We start from the raw sequence: 24,479 nt of genomic DNA, 5'->3' as shown, positions 1-24,479 counted from the left end.
GAATCTACAAACTTTTATAAAATCAATCAAGATTTAGATGCTTTAAAATTCAATAGTACTGAAAACCTAAAGCATTATGAACTTGTTGGTAAACCTCAGTAAGGAGAGATAAAATGGATAAAATTATTGGAATCTTATTATTAGCAGCAGCTGGACTGTCTGCATACTTATCTTTCTTTGACTCTGCAAGAGTTTATGTAGGTTAATGAAAAAGTTTAACTTTATTAAAGTAGCAGTTTTTTCACTGCTACTTTTCATTTTCAATTAAAAAATAACCGAAAAAGACTTTTTATATATTTGATAGTGTATTTGTATTTATTTAATGAATATATAAGAAGTCTCTAACGAAAAATAGTAGGAGTAACAAAATATATGATTTTAAACAAATCTATATTTTTTGTACTCAAGAAGTATATAAATAAATAGTGTTTCTTTAGTGGTATATTTATTTAATATACTAAAATCTATCTATTTAGCTCAATTGTAAAACTAACACCTTCTTCTGTATTCTCAAAATATAAACTACTTTGTTGGTATTGCTCTATTATAATTTTACTCATGTAAAGACCTAGTCCTGTTCCATTTCTATGCTCTTTTGTTGAGAAGTATGGTTCAAATACCTTTTCTTTAATAGAGTCTTTAATTCCTCCACCATTATCTGTGATAATAATTCTTAGATAATTATCTGTACTAACTGTATTTACTCTTATCTTTTTATTTTTTACTTCCATTACTTCAAAGTTATCAATACTATTTTTTAGAATATTTAATAATACTTGTATTAACTCATTTTCAAAAAGTGTGTATTTGTCATTTGAATCATATTTTTCAATAACTTCAATCTCTTTACTTTTTAATTCATGGCTGACAATAGCTAATGCTTTTTGACAAAGAGTCTTAACTGAAGTCTCTTTTTTATCTTTTGTTGGTTTATAGAAGTTTCTAAAATCATCAATTGTTGTAGATAAAACATTTGTTAATTCTTCTATATTTGAAAACTTATTTTTAAGATACTCTTCAAACTCTTTTTTCTGTTTTTCATCTGAAAGGTCAAACTTATTTAAAAACATTTTTAATTTTACATCAGTTATAACAGAATTTATAGTAGCTAAAGGTTGTCTCCATTGGTGGGCAATCATAGAGATCATTTCACCCATTTGTGCTAGCTTTGACTGATGAAGCATTAATTGATCTTTTTCTCTATTTTTTAAAACTTCTTCTTCAACTTTTTCTTCTAAAGAGCTATTTAAATCTTTTAATTCATGCCTTTTTTTGTATAGTTCATTTGTCATGGTATAAAAATTATTTGATAAAATATTTATCTCTTTTATTTTTGTTTCTTCTGGTTTATTGATTCTTTTTTCTGCATTAAAATTGTGCGTTTCATTTGCAAGTAAAGATATAGGCTTTGCAATAAAGTTTGAAATCTCTTTAATCTTTCTAATTAAAAATGCAAAGAACAGTAAATAGAATAAAATCATTCCAAAAATAGCTGCAAAACCAATTTTTTTGGCAATATCATCTAATTCATTTAGTTGTTTAAATATTGTTTCTTTGTCTACAAAAATAAAAAGTTTCCAATTTGTTTGCTCTATATTTGATTGAGTAATTAAATATTCATTATTATTTATAGAAGTAGATATCATTTGTTTATTATCTTTTAACTCTTTAAAATATTTATAAAGCTCTTTGTTTTTATAGATATTAAATTCATCAGGTTTTAAATTTGTATCTGTAATTACTTCATCATAGTTATGAGAAGTTAATTCTTCTATATTTAGTTTTTCTTGTATCTCTTTAGGCATTGCAAGTATTAAACCATTTTGGTCTACTAGCATTGCATTTGCATTCCATGGTAAATCAAGATTTAATACATATTTTATAAACTTATCAATAGTTACATCAAAACCAGTAACTCCTTCTAAGAAGTCATTTGTATAAATAGGCACAATACAACTTACCATCCAACCTTGTCCAGCTGGGTCTAAGTATGCAGTAGTCCATTTTGTAGTTCTTTGGGGATTATGTTCTTGGTCTGCTTCATAATAGAAGTTATAGTTTTGCATCTTAATATCAGCTGGATATTGTGAGTAAACTTCTTCTATAAATGGATAAAGTCTATTCATGTTATCAAAACTATTAAAGTATGAAGCTACAATTAATTTATTATTGTCAACATAATATTTTAGTTTGTCATCAAAAGCTTCTGTAAAAATAGCTTTTTCTTTCTCTTTTTTGCCTATATTGGTAGTTGCAGCATATAACAAACTTGCTCCACCATCATTATGTACTTTATAAAAGGTTCCATTTTTAGCATATTTAAATTCAGGAGTCTTTATATTTTTAAGAATTTCATCTTTCTCTTTGAATATTTTTTCTTGTTCATATTGAGCTATTAAAGCTATATTTGATATCTCTTTTAATTGGTAGTTTATCTCTTGTGTCTCTTTTTGAGATATATTTAGAAGGTTTGTCTTTATTTCTTGGGAACTTAAATTTTTAGTATTACTAACAATATATTTGCTTATTCCAAAATATAAAATTAATAGAGTTATCTCAATTACAATAAGAGGAACAAGGGCTGTTTTAAAATATGTGTTATAAAGTATTGACTTTAAGGGCAAGTTTTTTTTCATACTAAATCTTTTCCAATGGTTTACTCAAATAGAATCCTTGGAATTCATCAATTCCTATTTTCTGTAGTTTATTGAAGATACTTTCCGATGAAACAAATTCAGCGATTGTTTTTATACCTGTTTCATTTGCAAAGGTTATTATAGCCTTTACTATAGCAAGTGATTTATAGTTATAATTAATCTCTTTTATTAGTGAGCCATCTATTTTTACATAGTCAAAATCCATATTTACAATTTGACTTAAGTTTGAATAGCCTGTTCCAAAGTCATCAAGGGCAATTAAAACACCATATTTTTTGAATCTTTTTATAAAATCATCAAGGATTTTATAATCTTCAATTTCATGGGTTTCCAAAAGTTCAAAAATAAACTTTTCTGCTAAAGTAGGTTCTTCTTTAAATTTTTCTTCCATATAGTCACATAGTTTTGTATGTACTATATCTTGATATGAAATATTAAATGAAAACTTCTTATCACTATTTCTAATTGTGTCAAAAAGTTTTTCTAACATTAGAATATTTAGTTCATAAAAATTATTTGTTTCTAATGCTATATCAATAAACTCATTTGGAAAATATACTTTATTTTTTTTATTAGATTTGATTCTCATTAGAATTTCATATTTAATAAGCTCTTTGTTTTTATTAAAAATAGGTTGAAATACGGGGAAAACACTATTTTCTTTTATTGCTTCACTAATTACTTCTTGTATTTTTAGACTATTAAAGTCCATATCTTTTGTATCAATATCTTTAGAGTATTTTTTATACTTTAATTTATGACTTCTTGCGTACTTTAAAGCCATTTTTGCTGTAGTAACAAGATTCTCTTTTTGGGAACTTATTCCAATACAATAACTAAACATACTCTCATCTAGTTTTTCAACAAAATTATTTAAAGTTTTTCGTATTTCGTCATTGAACATATAAGCAATTTTATTTGTTCCTTTTCTATATAAGCATTTTTTACAAGATATTTTTTCTTTTAGGTGAACAATTAAATCATTTAAAATAGCATCTGATTTTTCAATACCATAAAAGGATTGGATATTTTCAAAGTTAGTTAGCTCTATTATGAAAATATTTTCAAATTTATTTAGTTTTAAATCCTCATGTAAAGCATGAATATTTTTAAGTTTCGTTATGTTGTCATAACTTGTAAGCTCTGTTGTTAACTCTTTAGAAATAGTCTTTTCATGAATCTCTTTCGCAATTTTTTCTAGAACTTCAAAGAATTTTTCAGTACTAACAGGTTTTTGTACGTAATATTTAATTCCTAATTGAATAAGTAATTCTAGTTTATCAGAATCATTATAAGCTGAAATTATTAATATCTGTTGGCTATTATCAAGTTTTAGAACCTCTTTTGATAATTCGATACCATTCATGTATGGCATATTGATGTCTGTAATTACTAGGTCATATGTATTAGAGTCTGCTTTTTTTTCAATGTACTTTTCAAGGGCCTCTTTCCCATTAGCACATGAATCTACTCTTTTAAAAATACTTTCTAAAATAGAAGTATTTACTTGATTTAACATAGAATCGTCTTCAACATATAAAACCGATAAGTTATTACATAACTCAATTAATTCATTTAAATTACTTATTTCTTTCATAGTATTATTATACTAGCATAAAGTATCAATAAAGTATCAAAAATATCTATATTTTTTTGTAAAATAATCTTCTTTTAACTAAAATTCGAAAGTTACAATTTATTTATAGAAAGGTTATTATGACAACTAGAAGTAGTATGATAATTGGTTTAGGTTTTGTTATTGGTTTGACAATTATGGCTTTGATTTTAAGTAAAGGATTTATTTCTTATAAAGAGTTAGATAGAACTGTAGTTGTAAAAGGTCTAGCACAAAAAGAAGTGAAGGCTGATTTGGTTATTTGGCCAATAAAGTTTATTAAAGCTTCAAACAATAATAGTGAACTTTATGAAGAGTTAGAAAACGATACAAAGAAGATTTTAGATTTTTTAGAAAAAATAGGTTTCAAAAAAGAAGAGCTTACTGTTTTAGCTCCTTCAGTTAATGATAAGTTTGCTCAAAGTTATGGAAATAGTGATAGAGTAAAGTTTAGATATAGTGGTTCAAATAAAGTAGTTGTTTATTCAAATAATATTGAATTAGCTCAAAAAGCTATGAAAGAGTTAAGTACACTTGGAAAAGAGGGTATTACTTTTATGCAAAATGATTATGATACAAGAGTTGAATATCTGTTTACAAAACTTAATGAAGTAAAACCAAAGATGGTTGAAGAAGCTACACAAAGCGCGAGGGATACTGCATTAAAATTTGCACAAGATTCTAAGAGTAATTTAGGAAAAATCAAAAAAGCATCACAGGGACAGTTCTCAATTAGAGCAAGGGATAAAAACACTGAGCATATCAAAAAGATAAGAGTAGTATCTACAGTTGAGTATTATTTAGTAGATTAAATATGTTTAAAGTTTAATATTATACCATTCTATTACTTTTTAGAATGGAGAAATATTGAAAAAGTTACTTTTAATAGATAACTCAACAGTTATTATAAATGTGTTAAAAGATTTATTTGCAAAGAAAAACTATTATGAAGTTTATGTTGCAAAAAGTTTAGAAGAAGCAAAAGACTTAATTGATAATCATAAGTTTTTTGTTTCTATCTCTAATTTAGTTCTACCAGATGCTTTAAACGGGGAACTACTAAGTCTACTAAAATCCAATCAAATTCCTACAATAGTTTTAACTTCAAAGATTGATGATGAAACAATTTCAAAAATTAAAAAAATAGGTGTGATTGATTATATTTCAAAAGAGTCAATCCATGAATTAAGAAAAGCTTACAGATTAGCAAACTTACTATTATATGTTAGAGATATGGAAGTTTTAATTGTTGATGATTCATCAACTGTAGTCTCACAATTAAAAAATAGTCTTGAAGGGCTTTTATTAAATGTAAGTGTTGCAAATAGTGGAAAATCTGCATTAAAACAGTTGGAACAAAATCCAAATATCTCTTTGATTATTACAGATTATCATATGGATGAAATGAATGGCCTAGAGTTTATTAAAAAAGTTAGAAAAGGCAATACTAACAGTGCCGTTCCAATTTTGGTTATGACTTCAGATAATAACAATGCCTTAAAAGTGAATCTATACAAAAATGGAGCAACTGACTTTTTAGTAAAACCTTTACTAGAAGAAGAGTTAAAGGCAAAATTATTTAATACTTTTTCAAATATGAAACAAATAAGTGATATTCGAAACTATACTGAAGTTATTGATAATAATGTAATAACTTCATATACCGATGAAAATGGAACTATCTTAAATGTATCACAAGCTTTTTGTGAGATTTCAGGATATATAAAAGAAGAACTAATTGGAAATAGTCATAAAATTGTAAGACATCCTGATATGCCAGAATCTTTATATGAAGAACTGTGGAGTACAATAAAAGCAGGAAAAGTTTGGAAAGGTGAAGTAAAAAACCTTAAAAAAGATGGTAGTTTTTATTGGGTAAAAGTAGTAATAGAACCAAACTTTGATAGAGAAGGAAATATCACAAACTTTACTTCTGTAAGACAAGATATAACAGATAAAAAAAGAATTTACGAGCTTTCTATTACTGATGGTTTAACGGGACTTTATAATAGAAGATATTTTAATGAGATTTCAAAAGATTATATAAATCAATGTTCACGAGACAATAACTATTTTGCTTTTTTAATTTTAGATATAGATAATTTTAAAAAATATAATGATACTTATGGACATCAAAAAGGTGATGATGTTTTAATAAAAGTTTCTAAAAGCTTAGAAAAAAGTTTTAAAAGACAAAGTGACAAAATCTTTAGACTTGGTGGAGAAGAGTTTGGAGTTTTAATTAGTGCAAAAGAGCAAAGTGATATTGAAAAGTTAGCTGAGCAAGGAAGAAAAGATATTGAGAGTCTTGGGATTACTCATGAAAAAAATCCACCTTTAAATGTTGTTACTGCATCATTTGGATTGACTATTTTAAAAGATGAATCAAAACATATAGATGAAGTATATAAAAATAGTGATGAGTTGCTTTATAAAGCAAAAGAGAGTGGACGGAACACTGTTATTATAAGTGCTCCATAAACTCTACACAAAACTATGTTAAAATAATCAAAATTATAAAATCGGAGTCTTTTTAATGCAAAATAAAAAAGTAGTTTTAGTATCAATAGTTGCTTTATTAGCACTATTTTTTGTTGCTGGTTATGTTTATAAAAACAAGCAATCTGAACAGTATGAAAATATTTCAAAAAGTGAAGCTTTAGTTTTCCAAAGACCATATTCAATTGTTGTTGGAAATAAAGATGCAAAAGTTCAATTAGTAGAGTTCTTTGACCCTGCTTGTGGTACTTGTGCACAGTTCCATCCTTATGTAAAAGAGATAATGAAAGAGAATGAAGGAAAAATTAAATTAGTTCTTAGATACGCACCATTTCATCAAAATTCAAATTATGCAGTAAAAATGCTTGAAGGTGCTAGAGAGCAAGGTTTATTTATGGATACTTTAGAGTTCATGTTTGCAACACAATCTTATTGGATAAAACATCATGTAGTTCAACCTAAACAATTATGGGCTTTATTAGCAAATGTAAAAGGTTTAGACATGGAAAAAATGGCTGAATTTATGAATAATAATAAAACAGCAGATGAAAGAATTGCACAAGATTTAAAAGATGCAGAAACTTTAAAAGCGGACAAAACTCCATCTTACTTTGTAAATGGAAAAGCTCTTCAAGAGTTTGGCTTAGAAAACCTAAAAAAACTTATAAACTCTGAACTATAAAACTCTATAATAAATACTTTATGATTTTTAATCATAAAGTATTTAGAAAACTCTTATAACTTCGCCTTTTTAACCCATTTTCAATAAATTTTAGATAATATATTTAAAAAACTATAAACTATGGATTTTTAATGATTGTAAATATTTCTCTACCAGATAATACTAAATACGATATCACAATTGATACACTAGAAAAACAATATTTTGACAGAAAGGTTGTAATAGTTACAAACCCAACTGTTAGTGGCTTACATTTAGAGTATTTAAAAGAAAAAATTTCAGCAAAAGAGTTGTCTGTTGTAACAATACCAGATGGTGAACAGTATAAACACATGAAAACTATTGAAGATATTTTAGAACACTGTTTTGAACAAAAGCTAAATAGAAACTCTTTACTTATTGCTTTTGGTGGTGGTGTTATTGGAGATATGACTGGTTTTGCTGCTTCTATTTATCAAAGAGGAATTGACTTTGTTCAAGTTCCTACGACACTTCTTTCTCAAGTTGATGCAAGTGTTGGTGGTAAAACGGGTGTAAACAATAAGTTTGGTAAAAATCTAATTGGTGCTTTTCATCAACCAATAGCAGTAAATATTGACCCTCACTTCTTAACAACATTACCAAAAAGAGAGTTTGGAGCAGGGATTGCTGAGATTGTTAAGATGGCAGTAACTTTCAATAGAGATTTCTTTTCTTGGCTTGAAGAAAATGATTTAAACGATAAAGAAAATATTAAAACAGCTATTGCAAAATCAGTAGAAACTAAAGCATGGGTTGTTTGTCAAGATGAAAAAGAGAAAGGTTTAAGAGCTGCTCTTAACTATGGTCATACTTTTGGTCACGTAATTGAGAATGAAACAAACTATAATACATACTTACATGGTGAAGCTGTTGGAATTGGTATGGTTATGGCAAATGAACTTGCTTGTAAAATTGGTTATATGACTGAAGAAGAAGCATTAAGAGTAAAAAAACTATTAGAAAAATATGATATTCCAACTGATTATAAGATAGAAGATGTAGAAGATTTTTATGAGCATTTCTTTTTAGATAAAAAATCATTAGACAACAAAATTAAATTTATAGTTCCTAAAGGTATTGGAGATTGTGAAATCACAGATGAGATTTCAAAAGATGATGTAATTGAAGTATTAAAAGGGTTTTCAAATTGAAAAATATTTTCAAACTACTATTAGTAGCTTTTTTTGTAACTTCTTCATTCGCACAAAAAGATTTATCAGAAACTGTAGTAAATAAACTTTCTGATATTGAAGCAATTGAAGAAAAAAGATTAAAAGAGATTGAAGAAGAAAAACTAAAACAAAAAGAAGCTGAAGAGAAAAGAGCAAAAATCACAGAGATAAAAAATAGAATTGATGCTATTGACTCTGAACTTAAAAACAATATTTTACTAAAAAGATATAGTAACTATGATGCTTATAGAAGAATCTCTTCTGAATTAGATGATTTAAAAGATACAGTTGAAAAAGTAAATCCAAAAAATGAAGATAAAATTTTTCAACTTAATAATAAAATTAGAATTAAAGAAAATGAGTTAGAATTAATTGCTGAATACAAAGGTTCTCCTATTGGTTCTTTAATCAATCCACCAGAGATAGAAAGTTATGAGTCTATTACAAACCCTTTTGGAATAATTAATGCACTTTCATATATCAAAAAGTTAGAGAACAACAAAAAGCAATTCTCTTCAATAGAAGAAAGAATTTCAGAGATTACAAATTTACTTGATGAGAAACTATATGCTTATGTTGACCTTTATAATACTGACCCAAAACCAGAGTATAAAGAAGAGATAAATTTCTTAGATAAAGAGAAAAAAGATTTCCATATGGTTCTTGAAATTGTATCTACTACTGAAGAGGTTTATACAAGAAAAATAGAACAAGTAATCTTAGAAACAAAATCACAAATTTCAAATCAAGTTGAGAAGATATTTAATATTGCTATGATTATTGTTTCTTTATTTATAATTACATTCTTAATCAAACTTGCACTTAAAAAGTATTTTTCTCAAAATGAAAATTACTATATGACAAACAAAGTAATCAACTTCTTTGTGGTTTTCTTTATTATGATTATAATTTTATTTTCATATATTGATAACGTATCTTACGTAGTTACAATCCTTGGTTTCGCATCTGCGGGTATTGCTATTGCTCTTAAAGATTGGTTTATGTCTTTATTTGGATGGATGGTTATTGTTACATCAGGTTCAATTCATGTAGGAGATAGAATCAAAGTTACTAGAAATGGACTTGAAGTAGTTGGAGATGTACTTGATATTTCACTGTTTAAAATAACAGTTAGAGAAGATATTACATTAACTTCATATACAGTAAATAGAAGAACAGGAAGAATTTTCTTTATTCCAAATAACTACATTTTCTCTGAGATGATTGCTAACTATACTCACTCAGGACTTAGAACAGTTTGGGATGGTATTGATATTACAATTACTTTTGACTCAAACCATAAAAAAGCACAGCACATTGCAAAAGAGATTTTAAAACACTACTCAAAGGGATATACTGATATTACAAGAAAACAGTTATCTAAAATGAGAAGTAAATATCAACTAAGAGCAACAGGTGTAGAACCAAGAGTTTATACTTTTGTTGAGTCTTATGGTATTGTTATTTCTTCTTGGTATTTAACAAACTCTTATGCAGCACTAGTACTTAGAAGTACAATGTCTCCTGAGATATTAGAAGCATTTATGAAAGAGGACGATATTCATATCGCATATCCTACTCAAACTGTTAATTCTAATACAGGAATAAGAACACCACCAATTGATTTACCGGACGTATAATAATGCAATTTAGTACAAATAAACAAAAAGTATATTTCAAAACTTTTGGATGTAGAACAAATGTTTTTGATACTCAAGTTATGATGAGTAATCTAAAAGATTTTGAAGTTACACAAGATGAAAAACAAGCAGACATCGTAGTTATAAACTCATGTACTGTAACAAATAGTGCAGATAGTACTGCACGTGGATATATAAACTCACTACAGAAGTTTGCAAAACCACCAAGAGTTATCTTCACAGGTTGTGGAGTTTGGACAAAGGGTGAAAATCTTTTTAAAGACAATAAAATTGATGCTCTTTTTGGACATAGTGAAAAAGAGAATATCAATGAACTTCTAAAAAAAGAAGAGAGATTTTTTGATGCTGGTGATTTAGAGCATATTGATGATACTATTGTTGAAGAGTTTATTGGTAAAAGTAGGGCATTTATAAAAATACAAGAAGGTTGTGACTTTAGATGTTCTTATTGTATTATTCCTTATGTAAGAGGTGATGCAAGAAGTTATAAAGAAGATAAAATCTTAGAGCAAGTTACTACTTTAGCAGCAAATGGTTTTGGAGAGTTTATTTTAACTGGAACAAATGTTGGTTCTTATGGAAAGAAACAACATACTTCTTTAGCAAAACTATTAAAGAAAATGTCTTTAATAAAAGGTGTTAGAAGAATTAGAATGGGAAGTATTGAGCCTATTCAAATTGATGATGAGTTTAAAGAGATTATCAATGAACCTTTTATGGCAAAACATTTACATATTGCACTTCAACATACTTCTAAAACTATGTTAAAAATTATGAATAGAAGAAACAAAGTATTATCAGATTTAGAACTTTTTGAGTTCTTAAAAGATAATGGCTATGCCTTAGGTACTGATTTTATTGTAGGGCATCCTGGTGAAACAGATGAGTTATGGAAAGAAGCAGTTGAAAACTTACATAGATTTCCTTTAACTCATGTTCATGCCTTTACTTATTCAAAAAGAGATGGAACTCCAAGTGCAACAATGAAGGATGAAGTAAGAGGTGATATCGCAAAATTAAGATATAACGAATTAACTTCAATAATTAAACAAAAGAATTTAGAGTTTAGACAAAACAATACAAATCCTTTAGATGTGTTAATCGAATCATATAAAGATGGTAAATATCAAGGACTTGATCAACACTTCAATCAAATAGAAGTTGAAAGTAGTGCTGATTTAGTTGGTGATTGGATAACAATTGAAAACTATGAAGCAAAAGAAGAAAAAAATGTGGCAAAATTCTAATAACAAAAAACAGAACAATCTACTAGACAAAAATATTAAGTTGATGGCAGTTTCGGCTGTTGTATTAATAGTACTATTTTTATATACACTATTTAAAAGTAGTGCTCATATAGAGTCTGGTTCATACTACTTTGGAATTATCTTTCTACTATTTTTATTAGCATTTGCAGTTTTTGCAAGAATCAAACAAGATAAGATTCAAAAGTTTTTAAATAAAAATAGAAAAGAGAACGAAAACAGCTTTTCAAGTGAATTAAAAGAAGCAAAACAAACATCAGTACTAAAAGAGACACAAGAAGAAAATTCTTCAATAAAAGCAGTTAGTTCTGATGTTAGCTTCAATGATGTTGCAGGTATTTCTGAAGTAAAAGCAGAACTTGAAGAGATAGTTGATTTTTTAAACAAACCAAGTAAATATTTAAAACATGGAGTTAAACTTCCAAAGGGTGTTTTACTTGTAGGACCTCCAGGTGTTGGTAAAACACTTATTGCTAGAGCTGTTGCAGGTGAAGCAGATGTTCCATTTTTTTATCAAAGTGGTGCAAGTTTTGTTCAAATATATGTTGGAATGGGAGCAAAAAAGGTTAGAGAACTTTTTATGCAAGCAAAATTAAATGCCCCTTCTATTGTATTTATTGATGAAATTGATGCAATTGGTAAACAAAGAGATGGAAAAGCAAATGATGAAAGAGAATCAACATTAAATGAACTTCTAACACAAATGGATGGTTTTGAAGGTGATTCAGGAGTTATCGTTATTGCAGCTACAAATAAGATTGAAGTTTTAGATGATGCACTTTTAAGAGCTGGAAGATTTGATAGAAGAGTTTTTGTAAACTTACCAAATATAGAAGATAGAAAAAAGATTTTAGAACTATATTTAAATAAAAAACATTATGAGTTTGATATTGATAGATTAGCCCATGAAACTTCAGGTTTCTCTTCTGCTGCACTTTCTACACTTGTAAATGAAGCCTTATTAAATATGATAAAAAGAGAATCAAAAGTTGTAGAGCAAGTTGATATTGATATTGCAAAAACTAAAATAGAGTTTGGTAAAAAACAGACACTACTTTTAGATGATAAACAAAAAGAGATTTTAGCAATCTATCAAGCAAGTAAGGCTTATATTACTAAATCAAAAGTTTCACTTTTTGATGAAAAAGTTTCTGTTTTAGACTCTATTTACCCTTCATATAATGAATTACTAGAAAATATTAAAAGATATCTTTGTGGTTCAATTGCAGTTGAAGTTATAAAAAATGAGAAATATGCAATAAATAAAGATGATATTAAAAAAGCATATGAGTTAGCTGAAGATATGAAAGAAGAGTATAAAATGGTAAAAAGCTCTCAAAATATTATAGATGAAGTTTCAAACTCTTTAAGGTCAATTATTTCTCAAAATGTAAATGAAATAAATAGATTAAAAACACTTATTTTAGAAAATGAGGTAATTTTAGAAAATGACATTTAAATATTTTTCTGGCTTCTCTTTAGAGAATGAAAAAGAGCTTTTTGAGGATTACTTAGTTGAAAACGACTTAACTGTTTCTGGATTTTCTTATGGGACTATAAAAGCATTTGAATATGCTTTAACTACAAAAAGAAGAGTTGATTTATTGCAACTTTTTTCTCCTGCTTTTTTTGAAACTAAAGATGAAAAGTTTAAAAGAATGCAATTAATGTATTATAAAAAAGATGAACAAGCTTACTGTAATACTTTTTTACAAAATGTTTCTTTCCCTTCTAAAGTTAATATGAAAGATTATTATAAAGAAGCTACAGTACAAGAGCTTGAAGAACTACTTTATTATAAATGGGATGAAAAAGATTTAGAAGAACTTTTAAACAAGGGAACTAAAATCGAAGTTTACTTAGGTCAAAAAGATAAAATTATTGATACTACAAGTGCAAAAGAGTTTTTTGAAAAGTTTGCAACAGTTTATTATATAAAAGAGAAAGGACATATTTTAAAATGAGTAAAGAAATAGCAAAAATAGGAATTATTACAACTTCAGATAGAGCAAGTAAAGGTATTTATGAAGATATCTCTGGAAAAGCTATTGAAGAGACTATGAATGATTATTTAACTTCACCATGGGAACCAGTTTATAGATGTATTGAAGATGACCAAACAACTATTGAGAATACATTAAAAGAGCTTGTTGATAATGAAAATTGTTGTTTAGTAGTAACAACAGGTGGAACAGGACCGGCTAAAAGAGATGTAACACCAGAAGCTACAGAAGCTGTGTGTGATAGAATGATGCCAGGTTTTGGAGAACTTATGAGAGCTGAGTCTTTAAAGTTTGTACCAACTGCAATTCTTTCAAGACAAACAGCAGGTCTTAGAGGAAGTTCACTTATTATCAATCTTCCAGGAAAACCAAAATCAATTAGAGAGTGTTTAGATGCAGTATTCCCTGCAGTTCCATATTGTATTGATTTAATGGAAGGACCATTTTTAGAGTGTAATGAAGAGGTTATGAAACCTTTTAGACCAAAGAAAAAATAGTTATATTTTCAATAGACACATTTATAAATGTGTCTTTGAAACTTTTAATGCTTACCTATAAATTCAGCTTTATTTATATGCTCCACATTTTCATTTGCAATATCTTTGATTTCTGAAGATGTTTCTCTTACATTTTGAGCTACATCAGCATTTTGTTGTGTTAAGGTATCAATTTCAGCAACAGAATCATTTATAAGAGTAATACTCTTCTCTTGTTCATGTGATGCTTCAACAACTTCTTCTATTAGTCTTGTTGTTTTTGATATATTTTCATCTAATTTTTGATAACCTAAAATCATTTTATCAGCAATTGTTTTTCCTTCATTTGCTTTGCTTGTTGCTGATTCAACTAAATTTTTAATCTCTTTTGCTGCATCTGCTGATCTACTTGCTAGATTTCTAACTTCTCCTGCAACTACAGAAAAACCTTTTCCTGCTTCACCAGCAGTAGCTGCTTCAACTGCTGCATTAAGTGAAAGAATATTTGTTTGAAATGCAATTTGGTCTATTAAGTTAATTGCTTCATGAACAGCATTTGTTGAGTCATTTATATCATTCATGGCATTTACTGTTTCAGTTGCAAGTTTTAGACCATGGTTTATAGATGTTTTTACATTCTCACCTTGTGTTGACATTGTCTTTGCAGTTTGAGTATTGCCTCTTGTTGTAGCTGTAATCTCTTCAATTGCAGCAGAAGTCTCTTCTATTGCTGAAACTTGTGAGTTTGTAGCATCTGAAAGAGCCATTGCATTATCAAGTAAATCTAATGATTTATTTTTTAATGAAATACTTGTTTCATATTTAAGACGTAAACTATTTGTTATCTCTCCTTTTAAATAGTTTATTCCCTTTGCCAACTCTTGTAATTTACCACCTTTAAAAAGAGTTTCATCTATATCTTTGATATATTTTTGTTCTCCATACTCTTTTAAGGTGTCAGCAATCTCAGTAAGACTTTGGTCTAACTTTTCAGTCATAACATTTATTGATTTTGCAATATAGTTTAACTTTTCATTTGATGTTTTAATTGTAATTCTATCAGTTGTATAACCATCTGAAAGCTTTTCAGTAGAAAGCATTATCTCTCCAAACAAAGTTAAATCTTCTGTTTGCTTTGATTCAATCAAATGAGATAAATCTAAAATAGTCTCAATAACTTCTCTTGTTTCTCCTGTACAATTATGATCAATTTTTTCTATTGAGTTTATTTCACTTTGGACATATTGATCAATGGTTTTTATTGCATCAATTATTTCATTTTTTTTATTTTTTTTGAGGAAACCAAACATCTTAAATCCTTTTAATTCATAGTTTTATAAAGCTCTTCGGCTTTTTCAATCTCTTTTCTTGTGGGCTTAATTCTTACAGAGATGTATCTCTTCTTGCCATTTGAGGAAGTAGAGGGGTAAGCTGTTGCATTTACCCAATAATAGTTTCCATCTTTTGTTTTATTTTTTACAATACCTTTCCAGATTTTTCCTTCTTGGATTGTTGTCCAAAGGTCTTTAAATGCTGCTTTTGGCATATCTGGATGCCTTACAATATTGTGTGGTTGACCTATTAACTCCTCCTTAGTATAACCAGCAATACTACAAAAATCATCATTTGCATAAATGATAATACCTTTTTCATCTGTCTCAGAAACAATCATTGTTTTTTTATCTAGTTCAACTTCACGCATAGCATATCCTTTTGAGGTTGATAGTAATTTAATTGTATATTTATTACTTTTAAATGAACTTTACATAAAAAAACTAATTTTGTTATTAATTAGTAATCATTCTGCTTATAGAAAATTATTTTAAGAGCATTTCTGTATAATTGATAATTATATAGGAGTGTTAAAAATGAATAAGATATTATTTTCAGTTTTTTTGGCGATAATTGGCTTTGCATTAGCATCAACAACTTTTAGTGTTCAACATGCTACTTTGATTGGAATACTTGTTTTACTTGTTTCTTTATGGACAAATGAAGGCTTACCTTTGGGGGTTGTTTCATTATTACCGATAGTATTATTTCCTTCTTTTGATATTTTAAGTACAACAGAAACATCATCTAATTATTCAAAGTCAATAATATTTCTGTTTTTAGGTGGTTTTATGATTGCAATTGCAACTCAAAAAACTGAATTACATAAGTACATTGCAAATAAACTTTTAAGTATTTTCCCAAGCACAACAAGGGGTATTATTTTTTCTTTAGCTGTAACTTCTGCTTTTTTAAGTTCACTAATTTCAAATACTACAACAGCTCTTTTACTTATTCCTATTGCAATGTTTTTAACAAATGAAACTTCATTGAAATTAAGATTTGTTCTTGCAATTGCATATGGTGCAAGTGTTGGAGGTATTGTAACTCCAATTGGAACACCACCTAACTTGATTCTTCTTGGATTCTTAGAGCAAAAAGGTATTGAGACAATTTCTTTTGTAAATTGGATTTTCCTAACAGCTCCACTAGCTGTAGTAATGCTTATTATAATACCTTTTATTTTATCTTTAGGAGCAAAGGCTATTGAGTTAGATAAGGATATTGGAAAGGCAGTTTTTTTAACAAGTGAGCAAAAAAGATTAGGAATGATTTTACTTACTCTTATTGTTTTACTTTTTGTAAACTCTAAAATTGAACCTTTTTATTCTGGTCTTGGAATCAATGAAAAAGGAATACTTTTAGGATATGGACTTTTAATGTTTGTTCCTAAATTAGGTTTTTTAGAGTGGGAAGATGCAAGAAAAATTCCATATGAAATCATTTTCTTATTTGGTGCAGGTTTTTCTATTGCAATGGCTTTTTCTTCAACAGGATTAGCTGAGCAAATTGCAAGTTACTTATTAGCCTTGACTTCTTTACCTGTAATGTTACTTATTCTTTTAGTTGCTGCTCTTGTGACTTTTACTACAGAAGTTACTTCAAATACAGCTCTTATCTCTATTGCTTTACCAATAATCTATTCTTTAGGAGAAGCAGCTCAGATTGATATTCAACTAATTTTATTCGTAGCTACTATTTGTGCTTCTTATGCCTTTATGCTTCCTATTGCAACTCCTCCAAATGCTATTGCTATGAGTAGTGGAGCTGTAAAAGTAAAAGATATGGCAAAATATGGATTTGTATTTAATCTATTAGGAATTTTATCAATAACAATTATTGCTTTAGTTTATTGGCAGTTTATGATTTAAAAGAAGACTCTATAAGAGTCTTTCTTTTAAAATGTTTCCCACTCATCATTTGAACTAGTGTCTTTAAATGCTTGGTTTTTCTCTATTTTTTTAGCAGGTTCTTTGTGTACTACTTTATTAGTTTGTACTGGAGTTGAATGTGTAGTTTGATTACTTTTATTTTTTATATCTCTTGATATATCAATATTGTTTTTTCCTTCAAACTCTTTTTTATCCACTTCTGAAACAATCTCTTTTGCTAAAGCTGCTGTATTTGTAGCAATCTCTTGTGTCTCTGTTGCTACGGCTGCATTTTTCTGAGTTTGTTGGTCAAGAGAGTTAATTGCATCATTTATTTGAACGATACCAGTCTCTTGCTCTTTAGAAGCATTTGAAACATCTGAAATAAGCTCAATAGTTTTATCAATATTTGTATTTAAGCTAGTATAACCTTCAATCATATTTCCAGCAATATTTTTACCTTCATTTGCTTTGATATTTGCATTTTCAACTAAATCTTTAATCTCTTTTGCTGCTTCAGCAGATCTAGATGCTAAGTTTCTAACTTCTTGTGCAACAACTGCAAAACCTTTTCCAGCTTCACCAGCAGTAGCTGCTTCAACTGCTGCATTTAAAGATAGAATATTTGTTTGGAAAGCAATTTGATCAATAACAGTAATAGCTTCATTAATAGCTGTTACTTGCTCATTGATATCATCCATAGCTGAAGTTGTTTTTGTTGCTAACTCTTGACCTTCACTTGCTGAGTTTGTTACTTGTGTTGCAAACTCTGCCATTTCACTAACTTTTAAACTAGTTGATTTTACATTTCCTGTAATCTCTTCTAAAGCAGCAGCTGTTTCTTCTAATGAAGCAGCAGCTTCATTTGATGCTTGATTTAATGTATCTACATTTCTTAGAAGAATATTTGAAGACTCATCTACAATAAGACCATTTCTTTTATTTTCAACTAACATTTGAGTAATTGAATCACCTAAAGAGTTAACTCCAACTCCAAGTTTTTCTAAGTGTTCTTTAATACCACTTGTATTTACTCTATCTTTATAGTTATAGTTAGAAAATTCTCCTAATACTTTTAGGATATTGTCAATATTGCTTTCTAAGTTGTCAGCCATTTTATTTAAAACATCTCTTAGTTCATTTAAAGCAGGGTTGTTAACTTGAGTTGTGATTCTTTGATTTAAATCACCTTGTTCAAATTCACCTAAAACTTTTATTGTTTCATCAATAATAGCTCTATCTTCTTCAATACCTTTTTGTGCTTTTAAGATATTTTCATTAACTGCTTTAGACATAAGACCTATTTCATCTTCACTATCACTTTCTAGTTCTTGAACATTGCTCGCATCTCTATTTATATAGTTAAAGAACCCTAGTAATCCTTCTTGGAATGATTTTAATCTTTTAACTATTACATTGTTAATTACAATAATAGTCCCAATAATCACTAATACTAGCACAACTAGTGAGATTATAATAATTAGGTTTCTAATTGCATTTGGAGTTATTAAAACTTCTGCTTCATCAATTTCTGAAAGAATTGCCCATTTGAAATCTTTTCCAATTTTAACTTCAGAATAAGCAGATAAAACAGGATTGTTATTATAATCCATGATAATCTCTGTATTCTCTTTTCCTGCAAGTGCATTTTTTGCTGCAACTGTATCAACCTTTGCTTTATTTGCAAATGATGCAACAAGTGAGTATGCTTTTGGATTTAAGTAACTATCACTTCTCATAAGTAAATCTTCACCTACAAGATAATCTTCTTGTGATTTACCATAACCTTCTCTAAACTGCATGATAGTATTTATAGCTCTATCACTAATTTGGAAAACTAAAATTGCAATTACTTTTCCTTCATCAATAATTGGATTACCTAAGAACATTGCAGGGGCATTATTACTTGGAGCATATGGTTCCATATCAATAAAAGTAGGTCTTTTATTTGCCATTGTTTGATGGTAAACTTTTCCAAGACCACTATTTTTTAGGTTTCCATATTTTAAGTTTGCACCATAGTCAGACTCTTTTGCTGCTGTATAGATTACATGTGATGTGTCTGCATCTATTAAAAAGATATCATAATATCCATACTCTTTTAAATAGTGTTGTAAAAAAGCTTCATGTCTTTGTGTTGCATCTTTTATTACAACAGAATCAACAGGGAATGCACCTTTTTCTTCGATGTCAAGCATATCATACGTATTTCTTAAATCATAAATTAGCTCAACAATGTTGTAACTTTTTGCAAGAACATTGATATCTCCAATTCTCTCTTTAAAAAAGTTTGAGATTTGGTTTGATTTAGAATCTCTTGCTGCAGTTAACATTGCATAGTTTTGGTTTAAAAGACTGTCTTTTGCTTCTTTTACTGAGAAAGAAGTAAGAATTATTGTTAGAAAACTTAGTGAGAATACCACTAAAACAATAATTTTTGTTTTGATTGTAAATTTTTTTAACATCTTAATCTCCTGATTCTATAATTATAAGATAGCTTGGTTACATTTTGGTTTAAATGTGAAAAAAAATGATATTTTTAAAGAAGAAATTAAGAGATAAATACTCTTTTATTCTCTTCTTTTTTGATTTCTGAGAAATTATCTAAGTAATCAAGGTAGCTAATTAGGTATTTTCTACTAAGTGGGAATTTTTCTTTGAAGTTTGAAATATCGATAAAACCTTCGTTTCTAATGATATTTTTCATTTCAAGTATAATTTTACTTAAGCTTTCTGAGTGGATAAAAATATTATGTTGTAATCTTATTACACTTTTTTTAGAACAAAGTGATTTTAGAATATTATCACCCATTTTTCTATCAATATCTAAATCATCATAGATATTATATGGAGCTGTTGGAGCAACATCTTCTTGTTCTAGTCTTTTTAAAATGATATTTTCTAGACTTTTTTTGAAATCTTCTTTAATATTTGAGCTTTTATATAGTTTTCCATCTTGAACTAAAAACTCTTCATTTACTAATTCTGTCATAACGATTTGAATAAAGTTTTCACTTGCCCACTTAAGTCTTAATGCAATTGAAGAAACAGAAAGTAGGGCATATTGATTCTTTTTATAAATTGATACAATTATGTCTTTGATTACTTGTTTTGTCTCTATTGGATATAAGATTAGTGAGTTTTCATCAATAAATACATTCTCTAAACTTTTAGCAAACTCTAATGCTTTTTCATGGCTTAGTGCAAATCTTTGTGCAGAAGATACCAGTCCTAGACCTTTTTTATGAGCTTCTAGTAGGATTTTATATGCATTTTCTATATCTTCTTTTTCTAAAGCTTCTAGTAAATTTAATTTTTGACTTTTTTTCATAGGGTCAATAATTGGATTTAATACAGTTGCCCCTGCAATAGTATCATTTGATTGTCTAATGATAATTTTCTCTTTATAAATAGAGAAAATAGGTTCACTTAGTGATAGTTGTGCAAAACCTTGTGATACTTCAAATCCTTCCGTAGAATTGAATAGTAAAACTCTAGCTTCAACTCTTTTAGTTCCAATAAAAATAGAGTATTTTTGATTATGTTTTATAGTTTTGTTTTTTAGACATTTAAAAGAGATATCTATTTTATCAAAGCCTCTTAAAAAACCTTTTTTAGAGATTAAGAAACCTTTTTTAATATCTTTAGTATTTACATTACTTAGATTAATTGCAGTTCTATTTGATATGTTAGAAATCTCACTATTTTCTCCATGAACTTGAAGGTTTTTTACTTTTGCTTCTTTTTTAATATCACAAATAAAAACTTTTTCATCTTTTTTTAGAGGTTTTCCTAAAACTGTTCCTGTTACAATAGTACCACTTCCTGAAGAAGAGAAAACTCTATCCACATAGTATCTAAAGAAGTTTTCTTCTATTTTTGTACTTGCATCAAGTGTAAACAGTTTTTCTTTTAGTTTATTGATTGACTCTTCATCGTAAATAGAAACTGCTTTAGAAAATAGTATATTAAAATCATACTCATCATTTATAAACTGTTCAATCTCTTCTTTATTTTTCTTTAGTGTTTCTTCATCTACTAAATCTTTTTTAGTGATAGTTAAAATTGCGTTTTTAACTCCAAGAAGATTTAAAATTTCAAGATGCTCAATTGTTTGAGGCATAATTTTCTCAACAGCACTTACAACAATCATCACACAATCAAAAGAAAAGGCTCCTGCAATCATATTTTTAATCAGTTTTTCATGTCCAGGAACATCAATAAAAGCAACATTCTTATCATCTTGGCTTAAATTTGAAAAACTTAAATCAATAGTTATTCCTCTTTGTTGTTCTTCTTTAGTTGAATCACCTTCATAACCATTTAATGCACGGATTAATGCAGTTTTTCCATGGTCAATATGTCCACACGTTCCAATAATATAGTTACTCATTTATAATCTGTCCTATCTTTTCAATTAAAATATCTAAATCATCTTCTAAAATTGTTCTAAAGTCTAATAAGAATTTTTCATTTTCAATTCTTCCGATGATATTGTTTTTTCTAAATAGTTTTTCTATTTTATTAGGTTTATAGTTTTTAAACTCAATACTTAAAGCTATTGTTGGTATTTTTTTATTTGGTGTTGTTCCTCCACCAATTACAGTTTTAGTTTCGATAATTTCACAAGTACAAAAAGATGAGATTTCCTCTTTTATTCTTTTTGCATTTGTTTCTAACTCTTCAAATGTTTTAAAAAGCATTTTAAGAGTTGGAATTGAATCAAAATCTTTTAAAAGGATTGACTTTACATTCTCTTCTAAAATAGCAAGGGTTAATTTATCAACTCTTAGCATTCTTAGAAGCTGGTTTTTCTTTAATTGCTCAATATACTTTTTCTTTCCAACTATGATTCCAGCTTGTACTGAACCTAATAGTTTATCTCCTGAAAAGCTAAGCAGACTTGGATTATGTTTCATATAATCTAATACAGAAGGTTCAGACTCTTTTAATCCATAAGGTAAATCAATTAAATGACCACTTCCCATATCATAGTAGTCTATCACATCATTTTTTTGTGCTACATCAATAACTTCTTTAAAAGAAACTTCTTGAGAAAATCCTTCAATAGAGTAGTTTGATTTATGTACTTTCATAAGCATTGAAGTGTTTTCATTGATTGCATTTTCATAATCTCTTAGGTGAGTTTTATTTGTAGTTCCAATCTCTTTTAAAATAGCTCCACTATTACTCATAACATCTGGAACTCTAAAACTTCCGCCAATTTCTACAAGTTCACCTCTACTTACTGCAACTTCTTTTCCTTTTGCAAAAGTGTTAAGGATTAAGAAAACTGCACTTGCATTGTTGTTTACAATTAAAACATCTTCACATCCAAGAAGTTCGCAAAAAACTTTAGAGATATGAGAATATCTCTCTCCTCTTTTTCCCATCTTTAAATCATATTCTAAATTGTTGTATGAAGTTGCTATATCTTTTGCTTTTTCAAAAACATCTTTATTTATTAAACTTCTTCCTAAGTTTGTATGAACAATTACTCCAGTTGCATTTATAACTTTTTGAAGTGAGGGTTTTATAATAGTTTCATACTCTTTTAAAATATTTGATACTAATTCTTCTTCATCTATTGAATCAGTTTTCTTAGCTAAAATATTTTGTCTTAATTCTTCAATCTCTTTTTTTATAATTGAAGTAATTAAAGTGTTTGATAAATTTTTAAAAGCTTCATTAGATGCTAATTTATCAACCTTAGGAATAGATTTTAGTAAAGTCATTTTTACCCTTTTAGAATTTTTTAATCTTTTTATTGTAGAATTTCAGTCTTATTTACGTTTGGGGGGTATGTGACCCTGGTGGGCACCGCAGGCTTCAACCCTGATCGGCGGTTTTTGTGTAAACGCCGCGGTAGGTTCGATTCCTACACCTTCTCGCCAAACAATAATCATCTTTTCTATAAAAATAAAATCAAATATATTAAAAATAAAACCCTATACTTTAGAAAAAGTATAAAGTTTTTTATTTACAAATTAGTAAATAATAATTGGTGTTGCACCTCTTGGAATAACTTCACCCATAATAGTTGCATATCCGTAAGTTAAGTCTTCTACTCTTTTTACGTACTCTTTTGCATCTTCAGGATCCATTGCAATTAGTAGCCCACCAGAAGTTTGTGCATCACAATACATTTGATAACACTTATCCGTTGGACACATAATAGTTGTTTTATCCTCAAGGTACTTCATATTTCTTTTTGTACCACCTGGAACTACCCCTTGGTCACCAAGTTCTTGAGCTTCTGGTGCTACAGGTACAACTCCACAATGTATTGCAAAAGAGTTAAAAGGACCAGTTGCTTCTAATGCATGACCTAATAATCCAAATCCTGTAATATCAGTACAAGCACTAACATCATAATCTTTTAAAAGTTTTGCAGGTAGATAGTTTAATGTTTCCATAACTTTTATAGCCTCTTTTTTTGCACTATCACTTATTACATCTCTTTTAATAGCTGTTGTTAAAATACCCATACCTAAAGGTTTTGTAAGAACTAATACATGTCCTATTTTTGCAGTATTATTTCTTAATATTTTATCTGGATGCACTAATCCAGAAACCGATAATCCATAATACATTTCAGGTGATTCAATTGTGTGTCCACCCATAAGTAGTCCACCACACTCTTGAATTTTCTCATTTCCACCTCTAAGCATCTCTCTTAGTACTTCTGTACCATGGTTTTTTCTATCAAAACCTACAATATTTAAAGCAGTTTTAACGTCTGCTCCCATTGCAAAAGCATCAGATAAAGAGTTAGCTGCAGCAATTTTTCCATAAATATATGGATCATCTACAACTGGTGTAATAAAGTCTAATGTTTGTACTAGACCTTCTTCATCATTTAATTTATATACAGATGCATCATCATTATTCTCAAATCCAACAAGCACTTTGTCATCACATGGAACTAAACTACAAATTGTTTGTTTAAGGTCACCCGGACCCATTTTTGCAGCTCAACCAGCAGCTTGAACGAATTTGGTTAATTTATATTCGTCACTCATAAAATATTCCTGTATTTTTATATGGAGAAAGTATAGATAAATTGAAGTTAAAAGTAAGTATAAAACATTTATGTATACCTAATCCATAGGTTTATATTGTTTAGATTTTACTTATTAATTATTTAAAGCTAGTTTAAGTAAGGTAAAATTTTTTTTACTATTTAAGTGGAAATTTATTTACAGTTTACTATAGTTACGACATT

Annotated in this window: 18 protein-coding genes and 1 tRNA gene; 11 read left to right on the top strand and 8 right to left on the bottom strand. The window is 28.1% G+C overall.

Annotated elements, in window-relative coordinates; translation table 11 throughout:
• Positions 1 to 464: 464 nt before the first annotated feature.
• Both CRV03_RS11240 and CRV03_RS11235 read right to left on the bottom strand, forming a co-directional pair.
• Positions 465 to 2,636 carry a sensor histidine kinase gene (locus CRV03_RS11240; RefSeq protein WP_129085230.1) on the bottom strand — a complete coding sequence of 724 codons (2,172 nt, stop codon included), beginning with the start codon at positions 2,634 to 2,636 and terminating at the stop codon, positions 465 to 467.
• Between the two features lies 1 nt (position 2,637).
• Complete coding sequence (locus CRV03_RS11235; RefSeq protein WP_129085229.1) at positions 2,638 to 4,254, bottom strand: EAL domain-containing protein; 1,617 nt, start codon at positions 4,252 to 4,254, stop codon at positions 2,638 to 2,640.
• Positions 4,255 to 4,373: 119 nt separating this feature from the next.
• Between CRV03_RS11235 and CRV03_RS11230 the strand changes: the two genes are divergently transcribed.
• The 9 genes from CRV03_RS11230 (at position 4,374) to mog (ending at position 14,072) form a co-directional block, all read left to right on the top strand.
• The gene (locus tag CRV03_RS11230; RefSeq protein WP_129085228.1) at positions 4,374 to 5,084 is read left to right on the top strand and encodes an SIMPL domain-containing protein; all 711 of its coding nucleotides are present in this window, start codon (positions 4,374 to 4,376) and stop codon (positions 5,082 to 5,084) included.
• Between the two features lie 55 nt (positions 5,085 to 5,139).
• Complete coding sequence (locus tag CRV03_RS11225; protein WP_129085227.1) at positions 5,140 to 6,753, top strand: diguanylate cyclase; 1,614 nt, start codon at positions 5,140 to 5,142, stop codon at positions 6,751 to 6,753.
• 55 nt (positions 6,754 to 6,808) lie between these two features.
• Positions 6,809 to 7,453, top strand: a complete 645-nt coding sequence (locus CRV03_RS11220; protein ID WP_129085226.1) for a thioredoxin domain-containing protein — start codon at positions 6,809 to 6,811, stop codon at positions 7,451 to 7,453.
• A 131-nt stretch (positions 7,454 to 7,584) separates the two neighbouring features.
• Positions 7,585 to 8,625 carry a 3-dehydroquinate synthase gene (gene aroB, locus CRV03_RS11215; RefSeq protein ID WP_129085225.1) on the top strand — a complete coding sequence of 347 codons (1,041 nt, stop codon included), beginning with the start codon at positions 7,585 to 7,587 and terminating at the stop codon, positions 8,623 to 8,625.
• On the top strand, positions 8,622 to 10,286 hold the full coding sequence (locus CRV03_RS11210) for a mechanosensitive ion channel domain-containing protein (protein ID WP_258239075.1): 1,665 nt from the start codon (positions 8,622 to 8,624) through the stop codon (positions 10,284 to 10,286). The genes aroB and CRV03_RS11210 overlap by 4 nt, the downstream gene beginning before the upstream one ends.
• Before the next feature lie 2 nt (positions 10,287 to 10,288).
• Positions 10,289 to 11,554, top strand: coding sequence for a tRNA (N(6)-L-threonylcarbamoyladenosine(37)-C(2))-methylthiotransferase MtaB (mtaB, locus tag CRV03_RS11205; protein WP_129085224.1), 1,266 nt, complete (start codon positions 10,289 to 10,291; stop codon positions 11,552 to 11,554).
• The gene (locus tag CRV03_RS11200) at positions 11,517 to 13,031 is read left to right on the top strand and encodes an AAA family ATPase (protein ID WP_258239077.1); all 1,515 of its coding nucleotides are present in this window, start codon (positions 11,517 to 11,519) and stop codon (positions 13,029 to 13,031) included. The genes mtaB and CRV03_RS11200 overlap by 38 nt, the downstream gene beginning before the upstream one ends.
• Positions 13,021 to 13,536: a pimelyl-ACP methyl ester esterase BioV gene (gene bioV / locus CRV03_RS11195; protein WP_129085223.1), complete on the top strand. Its 516-nt coding sequence runs from the start codon at positions 13,021 to 13,023 to the stop codon at positions 13,534 to 13,536. The genes CRV03_RS11200 and bioV overlap by 11 nt, the downstream gene beginning before the upstream one ends.
• On the top strand, positions 13,533 to 14,072 hold the full coding sequence (gene mog, locus CRV03_RS11190) for a molybdopterin adenylyltransferase (RefSeq protein ID WP_129085222.1): 540 nt from the start codon (positions 13,533 to 13,535) through the stop codon (positions 14,070 to 14,072). The genes bioV and mog overlap by 4 nt, the downstream gene beginning before the upstream one ends.
• Before the next feature lie 44 nt (positions 14,073 to 14,116).
• Here the strand turns inward: mog and CRV03_RS14325 are convergent, their stop codons facing one another.
• Both CRV03_RS14325 and CRV03_RS11180 read right to left on the bottom strand, forming a co-directional pair.
• Positions 14,117 to 15,361, bottom strand: a complete 1,245-nt coding sequence (locus tag CRV03_RS14325) for a methyl-accepting chemotaxis protein (RefSeq protein ID WP_129085221.1) — start codon at positions 15,359 to 15,361, stop codon at positions 14,117 to 14,119.
• Positions 15,362 to 15,372: 11 nt separating this feature from the next.
• Positions 15,373 to 15,753, bottom strand: a complete 381-nt coding sequence (locus tag CRV03_RS11180) for a PAS domain-containing protein (protein ID WP_129085220.1) — start codon at positions 15,751 to 15,753, stop codon at positions 15,373 to 15,375.
• Positions 15,754 to 15,919: 166 nt separating this feature from the next.
• Between CRV03_RS11180 and CRV03_RS11175 the strand changes: the two genes are divergently transcribed.
• Positions 15,920 to 17,254, top strand: coding sequence for a DASS family sodium-coupled anion symporter (locus CRV03_RS11175; RefSeq protein WP_129085219.1), 1,335 nt, complete (start codon positions 15,920 to 15,922; stop codon positions 17,252 to 17,254).
• A gap of 26 nt (positions 17,255 to 17,280) precedes the next feature.
• On the opposite strand, the gene CRV03_RS11170 is transcribed toward CRV03_RS11175, so the two are convergent.
• From CRV03_RS11170 to selA, 3 genes are all read right to left on the bottom strand, one after another.
• Entirely contained in the window at positions 17,281 to 19,719 is a 2,439-nt protein-coding gene (locus CRV03_RS11170) for a methyl-accepting chemotaxis protein (RefSeq protein ID WP_258239074.1), read from the bottom strand.
• A gap of 86 nt (positions 19,720 to 19,805) precedes the next feature.
• The gene (selB, locus tag CRV03_RS11165) at positions 19,806 to 21,647 is read right to left on the bottom strand and encodes a selenocysteine-specific translation elongation factor (RefSeq protein WP_129085218.1); all 1,842 of its coding nucleotides are present in this window, start codon (positions 21,645 to 21,647) and stop codon (positions 19,806 to 19,808) included.
• A complete protein-coding gene (gene selA / locus CRV03_RS11160) occupies positions 21,640 to 22,989 on the bottom strand; it encodes an L-seryl-tRNA(Sec) selenium transferase (RefSeq protein ID WP_129085217.1) in 1,350 nt (449 codons plus the stop codon). Before selA ends, selB begins: the two co-directional genes overlap by 8 nt.
• A gap of 60 nt (positions 22,990 to 23,049) precedes the next feature.
• Between selA and CRV03_RS14125 the strand changes: the two genes are divergently transcribed.
• Positions 23,050 to 23,148 (top strand) — tRNA-Sec (locus CRV03_RS14125).
• A gap of 93 nt (positions 23,149 to 23,241) precedes the next feature.
• On the opposite strand, the gene selD is transcribed toward CRV03_RS14125, so the two are convergent.
• Positions 23,242 to 24,276 (bottom strand): selenide, water dikinase SelD, encoded by a 1,035-nt coding sequence (selD, locus tag CRV03_RS11155; RefSeq protein ID WP_258239073.1) that lies wholly within the window; start codon positions 24,274 to 24,276, stop codon positions 23,242 to 23,244.
• Between the last annotated feature and the right edge of the window lie 203 nt (positions 24,277 to 24,479).

It is taken from the genome of Arcobacter sp. F155 (assembly GCF_004116455.1).
Lineage (GTDB): Bacteria > Campylobacterota > Campylobacteria > Campylobacterales > Arcobacteraceae > Halarcobacter.
Note: the sequence above shows the minus strand (reverse complement) of the source record. Positions and strands in the feature narration are given on the sequence as shown.

Excerpts from the sequence above, each read along its gene's own strand:
- CRV03_RS14325 (WP_129085221.1), bottom strand. The coding sequence starts at position 15,361 with ATGTTTGGTTTCCTCAAAAAAAATAAAAAAAATGAAATAATTGATGCA.
- CRV03_RS11230 (WP_129085228.1), top strand. The coding sequence starts at position 4,374 with ATGACAACTAGAAGTAGTATGATAATTGGTTTAGGTTTTGTTATTGGT.
- CRV03_RS11240 (WP_129085230.1), bottom strand. The coding sequence starts at position 2,636 with ATGAAAAAAAACTTGCCCTTAAAGTCAATACTTTATAACACATATTTT.
- mtaB (WP_129085224.1), top strand. The coding sequence starts at position 10,289 with ATGCAATTTAGTACAAATAAACAAAAAGTATATTTCAAAACTTTTGGA.
- CRV03_RS11175 (WP_129085219.1), top strand. The coding sequence starts at position 15,920 with ATGAATAAGATATTATTTTCAGTTTTTTTGGCGATAATTGGCTTTGCA.
- CRV03_RS11180 (WP_129085220.1), bottom strand. The coding sequence starts at position 15,753 with ATGCGTGAAGTTGAACTAGATAAAAAAACAATGATTGTTTCTGAGACA.
- CRV03_RS11220 (WP_129085226.1), top strand. The coding sequence starts at position 6,809 with ATGCAAAATAAAAAAGTAGTTTTAGTATCAATAGTTGCTTTATTAGCA.
- CRV03_RS11235 (WP_129085229.1), bottom strand. The coding sequence starts at position 4,254 with ATGAAAGAAATAAGTAATTTAAATGAATTAATTGAGTTATGTAATAAC.
- mog (WP_129085222.1), top strand. The coding sequence starts at position 13,533 with ATGAGTAAAGAAATAGCAAAAATAGGAATTATTACAACTTCAGATAGA.
- aroB (WP_129085225.1), top strand. The coding sequence starts at position 7,585 with ATGATTGTAAATATTTCTCTACCAGATAATACTAAATACGATATCACA.
- bioV (WP_129085223.1), top strand. The coding sequence starts at position 13,021 with ATGACATTTAAATATTTTTCTGGCTTCTCTTTAGAGAATGAAAAAGAG.
- CRV03_RS11200 (WP_258239077.1), top strand. The coding sequence starts at position 11,517 with ATGAAGCAAAAGAAGAAAAAAATGTGGCAAAATTCTAATAACAAAAAA.
- selB (WP_129085218.1), bottom strand. The coding sequence starts at position 21,647 with ATGAGTAACTATATTATTGGAACGTGTGGACATATTGACCATGGAAAA.
- CRV03_RS11170 (WP_258239074.1), bottom strand. The coding sequence starts at position 19,719 with ATGTTAAAAAAATTTACAATCAAAACAAAAATTATTGTTTTAGTGGTA.
- selA (WP_129085217.1), bottom strand. The coding sequence starts at position 22,989 with ATGACTTTACTAAAATCTATTCCTAAGGTTGATAAATTAGCATCTAAT.